Origin of the sequence: Streptomyces sp. NPDC046876, from assembly GCF_040645035.1 — a bacterium.
Taxonomy (GTDB): domain Bacteria; phylum Actinomycetota; class Actinomycetes; order Streptomycetales; family Streptomycetaceae; genus Streptomyces.
The window spans coordinates 1-14058 of record NZ_JBEYXK010000138.1; the positions used below are offsets into that span (position 1 = coordinate 1).

At 74.2% G+C, this 14058-nt stretch carries 11 protein-coding genes and 1 pseudogene; 2 read left to right on the forward strand and 10 right to left on the reverse strand.

The features are described 5' to 3' along the window. Positions 1–145 precede the first annotated feature (145 nt). Together ABZ924_RS35540 and ABZ924_RS35545 are read right to left on the reverse strand one after the other, a co-directional pair. Positions 146–1030, reverse strand: coding sequence for an alpha/beta hydrolase (locus ABZ924_RS35540; RefSeq protein ID WP_361919348.1), 885 nt, complete (start codon positions 1028–1030; stop codon positions 146–148). A 316-nt stretch (positions 1031–1346) separates the two neighbouring features. Next, positions 1347–2039 carry a metal-dependent transcriptional regulator gene (locus ABZ924_RS35545; RefSeq protein ID WP_361919350.1) on the reverse strand — a complete coding sequence of 231 codons (693 nt, stop codon included), beginning with the start codon at positions 2037–2039 and terminating at the stop codon, positions 1347–1349. Between the two features lie 209 nt (positions 2040–2248). Here ABZ924_RS35545 and ABZ924_RS35550 point away from each other — a divergent pair, with 209 nt between their 5' ends. Then, complete coding sequence (locus tag ABZ924_RS35550; protein WP_361919352.1) at positions 2249–3004, forward strand: SIS domain-containing protein; 756 nt, start codon at positions 2249–2251, stop codon at positions 3002–3004. Positions 3005–3049: 45 nt separating this feature from the next. On the opposite strand, the gene ABZ924_RS35555 is transcribed toward ABZ924_RS35550, so the two are convergent. Together ABZ924_RS35555 and pdxH are read right to left on the reverse strand one after the other, a co-directional pair. Continuing rightward, positions 3050–4363, reverse strand: coding sequence for a PAS domain-containing protein (locus ABZ924_RS35555; RefSeq protein WP_361919354.1), 1314 nt, complete (start codon positions 4361–4363; stop codon positions 3050–3052). A gap of 432 nt (positions 4364–4795) precedes the next feature. Continuing rightward, complete coding sequence (pdxH, locus tag ABZ924_RS35560) at positions 4796–5440, reverse strand: pyridoxamine 5'-phosphate oxidase (RefSeq protein WP_361919368.1); 645 nt, start codon at positions 5438–5440, stop codon at positions 4796–4798. Between the two features lie 218 nt (positions 5441–5658). On the opposite strand from pdxH, the gene ABZ924_RS35565 reads away from it, so the two are divergent. Then, positions 5659–6765, forward strand: a complete 1107-nt coding sequence (locus ABZ924_RS35565; protein ID WP_361919356.1) for a citrate synthase 2 — start codon at positions 5659–5661, stop codon at positions 6763–6765. A gap of 433 nt (positions 6766–7198) precedes the next feature. On the opposite strand, the gene ABZ924_RS35570 is transcribed toward ABZ924_RS35565, so the two are convergent. The 6 genes and pseudogenes from ABZ924_RS35570 to ABZ924_RS35595 all read right to left on the reverse strand — a co-directional run. Then, positions 7199–7786, reverse strand: a complete 588-nt coding sequence (locus ABZ924_RS35570) for a TetR/AcrR family transcriptional regulator (RefSeq protein WP_361919358.1) — start codon at positions 7784–7786, stop codon at positions 7199–7201. Then, complete coding sequence (locus tag ABZ924_RS35575) at positions 7774–8523, reverse strand: enoyl-CoA hydratase family protein (protein WP_361919360.1); 750 nt, start codon at positions 8521–8523, stop codon at positions 7774–7776. Before ABZ924_RS35575 ends, ABZ924_RS35570 begins: the two co-directional genes overlap by 13 nt. An 18-nt stretch (positions 8524–8541) precedes the next feature. Beyond that, positions 8542–9723 (reverse strand): acyl-CoA dehydrogenase family protein, encoded by a 1182-nt coding sequence (locus ABZ924_RS35580; RefSeq protein WP_361919362.1) that lies wholly within the window; start codon positions 9721–9723, stop codon positions 8542–8544. Beyond that, positions 9720–11933, reverse strand: a complete 2214-nt coding sequence (locus tag ABZ924_RS35585; RefSeq protein WP_361919364.1) for a biotin carboxylase N-terminal domain-containing protein — start codon at positions 11931–11933, stop codon at positions 9720–9722. Before ABZ924_RS35585 ends, ABZ924_RS35580 begins: the two co-directional genes overlap by 4 nt. A gap of 8 nt (positions 11934–11941) precedes the next feature. Beyond that, positions 11942–13540 (reverse strand): carboxyl transferase domain-containing protein, encoded by a 1599-nt coding sequence (locus ABZ924_RS35590; RefSeq protein ID WP_361919366.1) that lies wholly within the window; start codon positions 13538–13540, stop codon positions 11942–11944. Beyond that, positions 13537–13902: pseudogene (locus ABZ924_RS35595) on the reverse strand (exopolyphosphatase); the annotation flags it as partial. The pseudogene ABZ924_RS35595 and the gene ABZ924_RS35590, both read right to left, overlap by 4 nt. Positions 13903–14058: the final 156 nt, after the last annotated feature.

Genomic DNA, 14058 nt, shown 5'->3' on the forward strand with positions numbered 1-14058 from the left:
CCGGGTTTCTTGGGGCTCCGCCCCAAACCCCGCGCCTCAAACGCCGGCGAGGCTGGTCTTGCCGGGCCCCGGCCTCGAAGGCGGGGGTGGGGCTGGGGCTGGGTTGGCCGGGCCGCGGCTTCGGGAGGGAACGGGCCCGGCCGGGTCAGAGGGTGGCGCGGATGCCGTCCAGGAAGGGTTCCAGGACCGCGCGCCAGGCGGCCGGCTGGTCGTAGTGGAGGTAGTGGCCGGCGTCCGGGATCTCGGCGTACTGGCCGGCCGGGAGGACCCGGACCATCTCCTGGGCTTCGGCGCGGCCGAGCTCGCCGTCCAGCCCGCGCACCACCAGCGTCGGGCACCGGACCTGGGCCAGCTCCTCCCAGTGCGCGTCGTGCACCCACGTCTCCCGGGCGGTCAGCATCTGGCTCCTGGAGAACAGCGGCCGCCAGCCGTCGGCCGCCTGGTGCATCACCTCGGCGAAGAACGCACCCCGCCCCGGATCGGGCCGCTCGACGCGCGGATCGTCCTCCCCGAACCAGCGGCGGGCCGCGTCCTGCGAGGGGAACGGCAGGGGCCAGCGGCGGAACCATTCGGCCCATTCGCGCTGGGAGGCCTCGCCGAGGGCGGAGGCGCGCATGTCGCAGATCACCAGCGCCTCGACCAGGTCGGGCCGCCGCGCGGCCAGCTGCCAACCGGTGAGCGCGCCCATGGAGTGGCCGACGACGGTCACCGGTCCCAGCCCGAGCTGCTCGATCACGGCCTCGGCATCGGCCACGAACGCCTCCCGCCCCAGCGGGGCCGGCGTCGCGCCCGGCCCGGCGGCCGGGTGCTCGCTCTGGCCGTGCCCCCGCTGGTCGAGGGCGACGACGCGGCGGCCCGCGGCGAGCCAGCGGGCGGTGCCCGCCCAGTGGAAGGCGCGGCCCATCAGCCCGTGGAGTAACAGCACCCGCGGCGCCTCGGGGTCCGGGGGCGTGGCGGAGGTCGGATCCCGGAACTCCCAGGCGGCCAGGCGCACGCCGTCGGCCCCTGTCACTTCGATGCGCTCCACCATGGCGGATGCACCCCCTTCGCTCCCGGCCAGACTATCGAACCCGCATTCGAAAACGGCTTTCTCGCGCCCAACACCGCTCTTTCGAGTGACCTTGCTCAAGGATTGGCCGCCCCTGCCGAGGGAGATCCTTTCAGCAGGGAGGCGGGCCGCTCGGGGAAGACGGTCCGAAGGGGATGACCTTGAGAGCTCGGGGCTCCAGGTCAGCACAGGGGAGGAAGGTCCCGGCGCCGCGAGGCGCCGGGACCACCACCCTCCGCATCACCACGGCGCGGCCGATCGGCCGGCCGACCGATCAGCGCACGCCGTCAACACCCGGTCAGCGCTTCGCGACGAACACGTGCGAGGCGATCTCCGCCTCCAGCTCGGCGGCCTCGCCCCCGCTGCCGACCAGCACACCGCCCGGCGACTCCGTCACGCTGACCACCGAACCGGGCTGCACGCCCGCCCGCCGCAGCGTGTACATCAGCTGGGCGTCCGTCTGGATCGGCTCGCCGATCCGCCGCACGACCACCGTCTTGCCCTCGGTGCCCGGGTCCAGCTCCGACAGGGCGACCATGCCGTCCTCGATGAACGGGTCGGCCTCGGCCTTCTCGCCGAGCTCCTCCAGTCCGGGGATCGGGTTCCCGTACGGCGACTCGGTCGGGTGACGCAGCAGCTCCAGCACGCGCCGCTCCACCGCCTCGCTCATCACGTGCTCCCAGCGGCAGGCCTCGGCGTGCACCTGCTCCCACTCCAGGCCGATGACATCGACGAGCAGGCACTCCGCGAGCCGGTGCTTGCGCATCACGCGCGTCGCCAGCCGCCGCCCCTCCTCGGTCAGCTCCAGGTGGCGGTCGCTCGCCACGGCCACCAGGCCGTCGCGCTCCATCCGCGCCACCGTCTGGCTCACCGTGGGGCCGCTCTGGTCGAGCCGTTCGGCGATCCGGGCGCGCATGGGGACAACGCCTTCCTCTTCCAGCTCGAGGATGGTGCGGAGATACATCTCCGTGGTGTCGATCAGTCCGGACATTCGTGCCCCTCGGGTTATCGTGCGCTGGCCCTGCCCCCAATTCTGACGCATCGGACCGACAACCGTCCCGTGTCCGGCAACGAGCCCCGGCACGACCCGAGCGCCGCTCGACCCCCGGGTTGACGCCCGTATTGACACGCCCTTGGTACAGACCGCACGGTGAGCGGCGGACACGGACGCACCCCACCCCCCGGAAGGGCCATCGGCGTATGAGCGAGAGCAAGCTGGCCGGTCAGTTCTTCGACGCCGCGATCGGCCTGCTCCAGCGGGTGCGGGAGGAGGAGGGCGGGGCGATCGCCGCGGCCGCCGCCGCCGTCGCCGACGCGGTCGCCGCCGGGAACCGGCTCTTCGCCTTCGGCGCCGGGCACTCCTCGCTCCCCGCCCAGGACGTCGTCTACCGGGCCGGCGGGCTCGCCCTGATGAACTTCCTCGCCGTCCCCGGCACCGCCGGCGTCGACGTCATGCCGGCCACCCTCGGCAGCGCCCTCGAGCGGGTCGACGGGCTGGCCGGGGCCGTCCTGGACAGCAGCCCCGCCACCGCCGGCGACGTCCTGGTGATCATCTCCCTGTCCGGGCGCAACGCCCTGCCGGTCGAGATGGCCATGAACGCCCGGGCCCTCGGCATCACGGTGATCGGCGTGACCTCCGTGGCGTACGCGCGCGAGACCCGGTCGCGGCACGCCTCGGGCACCTTCCTCAAGGACCACTGCGACATCGTCCTCGACAGCAAGATCGCCGTCGGCGACGCCGAGCTGAGCCTCGACGGCATCGACGCGCCGTTCGCGCCCGCCTCCACCGTCGTGACCAGCGCGATCATGCAGGCCGTGATGGCCGCCGCCGCCGGCGAGCTCGCCGCCCGCGGGATCGAGCCGCCGCTGCTGCGCTCGGGCAACGTGGACGGCGGCCACGAGTGGAACGGCCGCGTCATGCAGCAGTACGGCGACCGGATCTTCTTCCGCCACTGAGGTCCGGCGATCGGCACGTCCCAGCCGGTCACAGCCGGAAGTGCCTCACGCCCGGGTGGCCAGGTCCAGGTCGGCCGCCACCCGTGCCGCCACCTCCTCCGCGTACGCCGCGTCCGCCCGGTCGAACGCCGTGCGCGAGGCACTCCGTACGAAGGTCAGCGCACCCAGGGTCCGCCCCCGGCTGCGCAGCACCGTGCACAGCACGTGCGCCGCGGTCTCGGGCCACTGCCGGGCCCGCGCCCACCCCTCGGCCGCCTCGCCGCGCGGGACGCTCGCCCGCACCGACCCGATCCGGTCCAGCGCCTGGAGCACCGGGTGCCCCGGCTCGTACGGCACGGGAAGCCCGCCCTGTCCCGCCGGCCCCGCCAGCCCCGGCGGCGATACGGCGGAGCGGACCAGCCGCGGCCGCTCCGGGTCGGGCGAGGGCTCCAGTACGTCGAGCAGCGCGTGGTCGGCGAAGCCGGCGAGGGCGAAGTCCAGCCGCACGGCCGCCGCCTCGGCCGGGTCCTCGTACTCCGCGGCCGCCCGCCCCGAGCGGTGCAGCTGCCCGGCCCGGAACCGGGCCTGCGCCGTGTCCAGCGCGGTCTGCCGGGCCTCGGTGATGTCCTGGAACAGCCAGCCGACCCCGAGCGGCACCGGCTCCTCCGCGAGCGGCGAGCCCAGCCGCAGGAACCCGCACCGCCAGCAGCATCGCCGCACCCCCTCCGGCGTGCGCACCGCCACCCACAGCTCTACCGGCGCGGGCGGCGAACCCTCGGCCAGCACGTGCTGCAGGGCGCCCTCCAGCTCCTCGGCGCCCTGCTCCAGCAGGTCCCCCAGCGGCCGGCCGAGCAGCGCGGTGCGCGCGGAGCCGAAGGCGCGGGCGGCGTGCGCGTTGACCACGGCCGGGCGCAGGTCCACGTCGACGAGGACCACGCCCCAGGAGGCGTCGTCCATCAGCGCCTCGCTCAGTGCGATGGACCGCTCCAGGTCGATCTGGGCGTGGACCTCACTGAAGGCGCAGTAGACCCCGGCGGGCTTGCCGTCGGCGCCGGGCACCCCGGCGGACTGGGTGCGCACCAGGACCCGCCCGCCGTCCTTGGTCAGGAGGGCGAACTCGTTCACCTGGCGGCCCGGGACCTCCTGGGCGGCCATCAGCCGGTCCTCGACGTCCTGGGCGTCGGCGGCGCGCGCGGCCCAGCCGGCGAACCCCTTGCGGCCCACCGCCTCGGCGGCGGTCCAGCCCAGGATCCGCTCGGCCTCGCGGTTCCAGTGGGTGACCACCCCGTCGGCGTCGAACGCGCACAGGGCTGCGTCCATCCCGTCCAGCAGCGCTGCGAGCAGGTCGTCGGTGGGTTGACCACGTCCGGAAGCACTCACCTGGCACCCCCTGCAGGTGTTCGCGCGGTTCGCATGTGCGGCACGCCAGATCATTGAACTGGAACGTGACGCAGCCCACACCGCATTCCCCGAATCGCCCCGAAATAAATCACTTGAGGACCCCGGTGAGGAGTTCTAGTGTCTGCGGTACACGAGAAGGGAGGTGGTTCCGGAAATGTACGGATACCGGACGCGTGAGGTGGCTGCGGGCTAAGGGCCCGTCGTCAGCAACGCACCCAGTGCGGTGCCCGGCGGATACGCCCGGCGCCAATCCCAAGCAGTCACCCGACCCGCGGGCTCGCCGGTTCGTCCGGCCGGCTCCTCTCACTGCAGGAGAGGACCCGAGCCCGCGGGTCGTCTGCGTTCCTGCACCCCCACGGCGTTCCTGCACCCCACGGCGCTACGGCACCACGACGCCACGGTGCTGCTGCGCTAGGGGCAGAGGCGCTCGATCCGCCACTTCTCCCCGTCGAGGACGTAGTGCAGCCGGTCGTGGAGCCGGTTCTCGTGGCCCTGCCAGAACTCCACCTCCTGCGGGACGACCCGGATGCCGCCCCATTCCGGCGGGACCGGGACCTGCTCGCCCTCCGGATAGCGCTGCGCCAGCTCCGCGTAGCGGCGGTCGAGCTCGCCGCGCGAGGCGACCACGCTGGACTGCTCGCTCGCCCAGGCGCCCAGCTGCGAGCCGTGCGGGCGCGAGCGGAAGTACGCGGCCGTCTCGTCGCGGCCGATGCGCGAGGCGGTGCCCGTGACGATGACCTGGCGGGCGATGGGATGCCACGGGAAGAGCAGCGCGACCTGCGGGTTCGCGGCGATCTCGCGGCCCTTGCGCGAGGCGTAGTTGGTGAAGAAGACGAAGCCCCGCCCGTCGAACTGCTTCAGCAGCACCGTGCGGGAGCTGGGCCGGCCCTCGGGGGTCGCGGTCGAGACGACCATCGCGTTCGGCTCGAAGAGGTGCGAGTCGGCCGCCTGCTGGAACCACAGCGCGAACTGCTGCATGGGGTCCTCGTCGAGGCTGTCCTCGAAGACGATCTCCGAGCGGTACTGCTTGCGCATGGTGGCGGGATCAAGGTCCATGTCGGTCACGCGTGCCATCCTGCCGCAGGAGTGCTCGTGCGAGTGTGCCGTATGTCACGCTTCCGCCTGGCATCCCGAGCCGCCAAAATCTTGGGGCCGGTCGGAGGTCCCCGTACGGGGTGGCCGAAGGCCGTACCGGGCATCAACGGGGATGACCGCGCCGGACCGCGAGTCACGCCGGGAGCCGCGCGTGTTCGCACTATCTGAGGAGCCGCCTGATGTCCGACTTCGTTCCCGGGCTCGAAGGAGTCGTCGCGTTCGAAACGGAGATCGCCGAACCCGACAAGGAAGGCGGATCGCTCCGCTACCGCGGCGTCGACATCGAGGACCTGGTGGGGCACGTCTCCTTCGGGAACGTGTGGGGGCTGCTGGTCGACGGGGCGTTCAACCCCGGCCTGCCCCCCGCCGAGCCCTTCCCCATCCCCGTGCACTCCGGCGACATCCGCGTCGACGTGCAGTCCGCGCTGGCCATGCTCGCCCCGGTGTGGGGGCTGAAGCCGCTGCTCGACATCGACGAGCGGACCGCGCGGGACGACCTGGCGCGCGCCGCCGTCATGGCGCTGTCGTACGTCGCGCAGTCCGCGCGCGGGCAGGGCCTGCCGATGGTTCCGCAGCGGGAGATCGACAAGGCCGAGTCCGTCGTCGAGCGGTTCATGATCCGCTGGCGCGGCGAGCCGGACCCCAAGCACGTCAAGGCCGTGGACGCGTACTGGACCTCGGCGGCCGAACACGGCATGAACGCCTCCACCTTCACGGCCCGGGTCATCGCCTCGACCGGTGCGGACGTGGCCGCGGCACTGTCCGGCGCGGTGGGCGCCATGTCCGGGCCGCTGCACGGCGGCGCGCCGTCGCGCGTCCTCGGCATGATCGAGGAGATCGAGCGCACCGGGGACGCCGTGGCGTACGTGAAGAAGGCCCTGGACAAGGGCGAGCGGCTCATGGGCTTCGGGCACCGCGTGTACCGGGCCGAGGACCCGCGCGCCCGGGTGCTGCGGCGCACCGCCAAGGAACTGGACGCGCCGCGGTACGAGGTGGCCGCCGCGCTGGAGAAGGCCGCCCTGGAGGAGCTCCACGCCCGCCGTCCCGACCGCGTCCTCGCGACGAACGTCGAGTTCTGGGCGGCGATCATGCTGGACTTCGCCGAGGTCCCGGCCCACATGTTCACGTCTATGTTCACCTGTGCCCGGACCGCGGGCTGGTCGGCGCACATCCTGGAGCAGAAGCGGACGGGTCGGCTGGTCCGGCCGTCGGCCCGCTACATCGGTCCCGGCCGGCGCAACCCGCAGGAGATCGAGGGCTACGCGGACATCGCCGCCACGGCCTGACCGCCGCCCCGGTCCACCGGAGCCCCGGGGCCGGGCGCCCCGCGCCGCTGCCCGGCCCTGCCGGTCCGGCCGAGCCGGCCCGCCCGGGCCGCCCGGGCTGCCGCTGCGCGGAGCGATTCCCCACCCCGCCCCCAGCTACCGCTGGGAGGTGCCCCCAGAAACCGTGGCCTGCGGCCCCGGCCCCCGCTCCGCCTCAAACGCCGGCGAGGTTGGATGGTGCCGGCAGCGCTGGATAGGGCCGCCGGGGTGGAATTGCCGCGCAGCGGCAAAATCCAGCCTGCGCGGCGTTTGAGCGCACCGGGCGCGAAGCGCCCGGAACGGGGTCCGGGGCGGAGCCCCGGTTTCTGGGGGCACCTCCCAGCGGTAGCTGAGGGGAGAAGGGGCGGGGTGGGGAACGGCTCCGCGCAGCGGCAGCGGCAGCGGCAGCGGCAGGTCAGGACAGGGTCGTGTCCAGGAGGCGGGACCACTGGGCGACCACACGGGCCCGGCGGGCCGCGTCGTCCGTCAGGACATTGGCCAAGCCCAGCCCCCGGGCCATGTCCAGCAGGCCCTGGACCGTTTCACGGACGCCCGGGACGGACTCATCGGCACCGAGCAGCTCGACCGCGATCCGATGGGTCTCACGCCCCACCCTCGCTTCGAGTTCGGTGACCCGCGGCCGGAGTTGCGGCTCGTTGGAGGCCGCCACCCAAAGATGCAGGGCGGCACGGAACAGCGTGCCCGTGTACAGGTCCACCAGGGCCGAGACCACCGCGGAGCGGACCGGCGGGCCGTCGGTGAAGAGGCCCCGCAGGGCCGCCGAGCGCTCCTCCGCCACGTATTCGACGGCGGCCGTGAACAGGTCCTCCCGCGTGGGGAAGTGGTGCTGGGCCGCCCCGCGGGAGACCCCGGCCCGCTCGGCCACCACCGCCACCGTGGAGCCGCCCCACCCGTACTCGGCGAGGCACGCGACCGCGGCTTCGAGCAGCCGCTGCCGCGTCGCCCGGCTGCGGTCCTGCTTCGGCTGGGTCACGGCGCCCACGTCGGCCTCCGCCGCTCGAACCGGGCCGCGATGCCCTCGCGCGCCTCGGCGGAGCCGAAGACCCGCGCGGACAGCGCCGCCAGCTCCTCCCCGTCCCGCGCGAGTGCCTCCCGTACGGGCGCGGTGAGCAGCCGCTTCGTCTCGGCCAGGGCCGTGGGACCTGCGTCCCGCAGGCCGGCGAGGACGGGGGCGAGGGCGTCGTCAACGTCCTCAACGTGCTCGCCGTGCAGCGTGAGCAGCCCGATCCGGGCGGCCTCGGCGGCGCCGAACACCTCGGCGGTCAGGAGGTAGCGGGCGGCCGCCCGCGGTTCCAGCCGGGGCAGCAGCGGCGCGGAGATCACCGCCGGGACCACGCCGAGGTGGGTCTCGGTGAAGGCGTACGAGGACTGCGGCCCGCCGGCGGCGATGTCGCAGACGCCGAGCAGCCCGAGCCCGCCCGCCCGGACGTGCCCGGCGACCCGCGCCACGACGGGCTTCGCCAGCTCGGCGATCTCCCGCAGCAGGGCGAGGAAGTCGGCCGGGTCGCACGGCGACTTCAGGTCCGCGCCGGCGCAGAACGTGCCGCCGGTGTGGGTGAGGAGGACGGCCCGGACCGCCGGGTCCGCGCCCGCCGCGGCGAGGACCGCGCGCAGCTCTGCGACCAGCTCCGCGGAGAGTGCGTTGCGGTTGGCCGGGGAGTCGAGGGTGAGAGTGGTGACACCGCGGTCGTGCGCGGATCCGACGACGATCTTCGTCACTTCCGTTCCTCGGGAGGACTAGTAGGACTTGGGGAGGCCCAGTGTCTGGTGCGAGACGAAGTTCAGGATCATCTCGCGGCTGACGGGGGCGATCCTGGACACCCGGGAGGCGGTGACGAGGGAGGCCAGGCCGTACTCGCGGGTGAGGCCGTTGCCGCCCAGGGTGTGGACCGCCTGGTCCACCGCCTTCACGCAGGCCTCGGCGGCAGCGTACTTGGCCATGTTCGCGGCCTCTCCGGCGCCCGCGTCGTCGCCGGCGTCGTAGAGCCGGGCGGCCTTCTGCATCATCAGGCGGGCGAGCTCGAGGTCGATGTGGGCGGCCGCGAGGGGGTGGGCGATGGCCTGGTGGGCGCCGATCGGCTCCTTCCACACCTGGCGGGTGCGGGCGTAGTCGACGGCCTTGGCCAGGGCGTGGCGGCCCATGCCGATGGCGAAGGCGGCGGTCATGATGCGCTCGGGGTTGAGGCCGGCGAAGAGCTGGAGCAGGCCGGCGTCCTCGTCGCCGACGAGCGCGTCGGCGGGCAGCCGCACCTCGTCCAGGACGAGTTCGAACTGCTTCTCCGCCGCCTGGAGTTCCATGTCGATGGCCGAGCGGGTGAATCCGGGGGCATCGCGGTCCACGATGAACAGGCACGGCTTGAGCCGGCCGGTACGGGCGTCCTCGGTGCGGCCGACGATCAGGGTGGCGTCGGCGATGTCCACGCCGGAGATGAACACCTTGCGGCCGGTGAGGATCCAGTCGTCGCCGTCGCGGCGGGCGGTGGTGGTGATGCGGTGGGAGTTGGAGCCGGCGTCGGGTTCGGTGATGCCGAAGGCCATGGTGCGGCTGCCGTCGGCGAAGCCGGGGAGCCAGGCCTGCTTCTGGGCGTCGGTGCCGAAACGGGCGATGACCGTGCCGCAGATGGCGGGCGATACGACCATCATCAGCAGCGGGCAGCCCGCCGCGCCGAGCTCCTCCAGGACGATCGAGAGTTCGGCGATGCCGCCGCCCCCGCCGCCGTACTCCTCGGGCAGGTTGACCCCGAGGTAGCCGAGCTTGGCGGCGTCGGCCCACAGCTCGACGGGGTGGCGGCCTTCACGGGTGACGCGGGTGAGGTAGTCGCGCCCGTAGCGCTGCCCGAGGGCGGCGACGGCGGCGCGCAGGGCCTGGTGCTCCTCGGTTTCGAGGACGGCTGCGGTCTGGGGGGATGCGGGGCTCATGCGGGCGGTTCCTCCTGGACTACGGCGAGCAGGGCGCCGAACTCGACCTGGTGGCCGAGACCGGCGTGGAGCGCGGTGAGCGTGCCGGAGGCGGGCGAGACGATGCGGTGCTCCATCTTCATGGCCTCCAGCCAGAGCAGGGGCTGCCCGGCGGTGACCGGGTCACCGGGGGCGAGGCCCTCGGCGATCCGGACGACGGTGCCGGGCATGGGGGCGAGCAGGGAGCCGGGCAGGGTGCGGTCCTGCGGGTCCGTGAACCGCGGGACGGGGATGAGGGTGTGGGCGGCCGGGGCGGCGCTCGACGGCAGGGGCGCGGTGTCCACGTGGACCTCCGCGGCGGCGCCGCCCACGGCACCCGCACCCTGGCTGTTCGAATTTTGTTTCACGTGGAACACGCGGCGGACGCCGTCCACTTCGAGGTCGACGCGGTCCGGTGCGGTGGCCAGGACGCGGACGCCGGGGAAGTCCACGAGCTGCGGCGGGCCGCTGCGGGCGGGCAGGTAGCCGACCTCGTACTCGGCGCCGCCCGTGGTGTAGCGGCGGGTCTGCGGCTGGGAGCGGACGTTGCGCCAGCCGCCGATACGGGCGGAGAGCGGGGCGTCCGGGCCGGGGGCCGGGGCCGCGGCGGCCAGGGCGGCGGCGGCCGCGGCCAGGGCAGCGGCCCGGTCGGCGTCCGGGGCGGGGGCGGTGAGGTCCGCGAGGTGGCGCTCGTAGAACCCGGTGTCGAGCCGTGCCGCGGTGAACTCCTCGTGCCCGAGGGTCCGTACGAGGAGCTCGCGGTTGGTGGTGACACCGTGGATCCGGGCCCCGGCCAGCGCGCGGGCCAGCACGCGGACGGCCTCGGCGCGGGTCGGGGCGTGGGCGATGACCTTGGCGAGCATCGGGTCGTAGTGGATGCCGACCCGGTCGCCGTCGGCGTATCCGGCGTCGACGCGGACGGTGGCGGCGGGATGGGGCGTGGCGCCGCCGCTGCCGCCGCCGTGGCCGGGCCCGCCGGGTGCGGCGTGCTGCGACGCCGGGACGTGGAGGATGGCCAGGGTGCCGGTCTGCGGGCGCCAGTCGCGAGCCGGGTCCTCGGCGTACAGACGGGCCTCGACGGCGTGCCCGTACGGCTGCGGCGGCTCCGGCGGCAGCGCGGCGCCCTCGGCGATGCGGATCTGCAGGGCGACGAGGTCGAGGCCGAAGACCGCCTCGGTGACGGGGTGTTCCACCTGGAGGCGGGTGTTCATCTCCAGGAAGCAGGGCCGGCCGTCGGCGGTGACGAGGAACTCGACGGTGCCCGCGCCCCGGTACGCGACGGCCCGGGCCGCGGCCGCCGCCGCCTCGTGGAGGGCGGCGCGCAGGGCGTCGGGCAGACCGGGCGCCGGCGCCTCCTCGACCACCTTCTGGTGGCGCCGCTGGAGGGAGCAGTCGCGGGTGCCGAGGGCCCAGACGGTGCCGTGGGCGTCCGCGAGGACCTGCACCTCGACGTGCCGGCCGCGCTCGACGTACGGCTCGGCGAAGACCTCGCCGTCGCCGAAGGCGGAGCGCGCCTCGGCCGAGGCGGCGTCCAGCTCGGCCTTCAGCCCGTCCAGGTCGCGGACCACGCGCATGCCGCGGCCCCCTCCGCCCGCGGCGGCCTTGAGCAGCAGCGGCAGATCGGCCGCGGTGGCGGTCGCCGGGTCGACGGGCTCCAGCAGAGGGACCCCGGCGGCGCGCATCAGCTCCTTGGCGCGGGTCTTGGAGGCCATGGCCTCGATGGCCTCGGGCGGCGGCCCGATCCAGACCAGGCCGGCGGCGAGGACGGCCCGGGCGAAGCCGGCGTTCTCGGAGAGGAACCCGTAGCCGGGGTGGACGGCGTCCGCGCCTGCGGCCAGCGCGGCCTCGATGACGAGGTCGCCGCGCAGGTAGGTGTCGGCGGGGGCCGCCCCCGGCAGGCGGACGGCCGTGTCGGCCTCGCGGACGTGCAGCGCGTCGGCGTCCGGGTCGGAGTGGACGGCGACGGTGGCCAGGCCGAGGGCGCGGGCGGTGCGGAAGACGCGGACGGCGATCTCGCCGCGGTTGGCGACGAGGAGCGAGGTCACGGGGCGGGTCGGGAGCGCCTGGGCGGGGCCGCTCGGGGCCAAGGCCGGGTTCGGGTCCCGGTTCGGGTCCGGGTTCAGGTCCGGGTTCAGGTCCGGGTTCGTGTCCGGGTTCGGGTTCTGCTTCGGATTCGGCTTCGTCTGGGTCATGGGCGGGCTCACATCCGGAAGACGCCGAAGCCGCCGCGGGCGCCCTCGACGGGGGCGTTGTGGACGGCCGAGAGGCACAGGCCGAGGACGGTGCGGGTGTCGCGGGGGTCGATGACCCCGTCGTCGTACAGCCGCCCGGACAGGAACATCGGGAGGGACTCGGACTCGATCTGCGCCTCGACGAACGCGCGCATGCCGGCGTCGGCTTCCTCGTCGTACGGCTGCCCCTTCGCGGCCGCGGACTGCCGGGCCACGATGGACAGCACCCCGGCCAGCTGCTGCGGCCCCATGACGGCGGATTTGGCGCTGGGCCAGGCGAAGAGGAAGCGGGGCTCGTACGCGCGGCCGCACATGCCGTAGTGGCCGGCCCCGTAGCTGGCGCCGATGAGGACGGACAGGTGCGGCACGCGGGAGTTGGAGACGGCGTTGATCATCATCGAGCCGTGTTTGACGATGCCGCCCTGCTCGTACTCCCGGCCCACCATGTAGCCGGTGGTGTTGTGGAGGAAGAGCAGCGGGATGTCGCGCTGGTTGGCGAGCTGGATGAACTGGGCGGCCTTCTGCGACTCAGCGCTGAACAGCACGCCCTGGGCGTTGGCCAGGATGCCGACGGGGTAGCCGTGGAGGGACGCCCAGCCGGTGACGAGGCTGGGGCCGTACAGGGGCTTGAACTCGTCGAAGTCGGAGCCGTCGACGATGCGGGCGATGACCTCGCGCGGGTCGAAGGGGGTCTTGAGGTCCTCGGGGACGATGCCGAGGAGCTCCTCCGGGTCGTGGACCGGCTCCTCGGCCCGGGGCGGGGCCGGGTGGGCGCGGCGGTGGTTCAGGCGGGCGACGATGCGGCGGGCCTGGCGGATCGCGTCGTGCTCGTCGAGGGCGTGGTGGTCGGCGAGGCCGGAGGTGCGGGCATGCATGTCGGCGCCGCCGAGGGACTCGTCGTCGCTCTCCTCGCCGGTGGCCATCTTCACGAGCGGCGGCCCGCCGAGGAACACCTTCGAGCGGCCCTTGATCATGACGGTGTGGTCGGACATCCCCGGGACGTACGCGCCTCCGGCGGTGGAGTTGCCGAAGACGACGGCGACGGTCGGGATCCCGGCGGCCGAGAGCCGGGTGAGGTCCCGGAAGATGGCGCCGCCCGGGATGAAGATCTCCTTCTGGGAGGGCAGGTCGGCGCCGCCGGACTCGACGAGGCTGACCACGGGCAGCCGGTTGTGCAGGGCGATCTCGTTGGCCCGCAGGGCCTTCTTCAGCGTCCAGGGATTGGAGGCGCCGCCGCGGACGGTCGGGTCGTTGGCCGTGACCACGCATTCGACGCCCTCGACGGTCCCGATGCCGGTGACCATGGACGCGCCGACCGGGTAGTCGCTGCCCCAGGCCGCGAGCGGGGACAGCTCCAGGAACGGGGTGTCCGGGTCGAGCAGCAGCTCGATGCGCTCGCGGGCGAGGAGCTTGCCGCGGGCGCGGTGGCGGGCGGTGTACTTCTCGCCGCCGCCGAGCAGGGCCTTGGCGTGCTCGGCGTCCAGGGCGGCGAGGCGTTCGAGGGCGGCGGTACGGGCCGCCGCGTACTCGGGGGCGCGGAAATCCACGGTGGTGCCGAGGCGGGTCATGGGGCGGTCCCCTCCGGGGCGGGCAGCAGGTGGGTCGGGATCTCGAGGTGGCGGGCGCGGAGCCATTCGCCGAGGGCCTTGGCCTGGGGGTCGAAGCGGTGGGCGGAGGCGACGCCGGCTCCGAGGATGCCGGTGACGGTGAAGTTCAGGGCGCGGAGGTTCGGCAGGGCGTGCCGGGTGACGGGGAGGGTGCGGGTCTCGGGCAGCAGCGCCCGGAACCGCTCGACGGTGAGGGTGCTGTCCAGCCACTCCCAGGCGGCCGCGCTGCCTACCCAGAGTCCGACGTTGGCGTCGCCGCCCTTGTCGCCGCTGCGTGCGCCGGCCACGAGGCCGAGCGGAGCCCGCCGGGTCGGCCCTGCGGGCTCCCGCTGCGCGGAGCCGTTCCCCTCCCCGCCCCTTCCCGCTGTGTCCGATAGCGGCTTCGCCGCGGGCGGTGTCTCCGCCCCCGGGCCCCCCTTTCCGGGCGCTTCGCGCCCGGTGCGCTCAAACGCCGCGCGGGCTGAATCAGCCCCGCCGGC

Coding starts and splice junctions, on each gene's coding strand:
- ABZ924_RS35540 (WP_361919348.1), bottom strand. CDS start 1,030: ATGGTGGAGCGCATCGAAGTGACAGGGGCCGACGGCGTGCGCCTGGCC.
- ABZ924_RS35545 (WP_361919350.1), bottom strand. CDS start 2,039: ATGTCCGGACTGATCGACACCACGGAGATGTATCTCCGCACCATCCTC.
- ABZ924_RS35550 (WP_361919352.1), top strand. CDS start 2,249: ATGAGCGAGAGCAAGCTGGCCGGTCAGTTCTTCGACGCCGCGATCGGC.
- pdxH (WP_361919368.1), bottom strand. CDS start 5,440: ATGGACCTTGATCCCGCCACCATGCGCAAGCAGTACCGCTCGGAGATC.
- ABZ924_RS35565 (WP_361919356.1), top strand. CDS start 5,659: ATGTCCGACTTCGTTCCCGGGCTCGAAGGAGTCGTCGCGTTCGAAACG.
- ABZ924_RS35580 (WP_361919362.1), bottom strand. CDS start 9,723: ATGAGCCCCGCATCCCCCCAGACCGCAGCCGTCCTCGAAACCGAGGAG.
- ABZ924_RS35585 (WP_361919364.1), bottom strand. CDS start 11,933: ATGACCCAGACGAAGCCGAATCCGAAGCAGAACCCGAACCCGGACACG.
- ABZ924_RS35590 (WP_361919366.1), bottom strand. CDS start 13,540: ATGACCCGCCTCGGCACCACCGTGGATTTCCGCGCCCCCGAGTACGCG.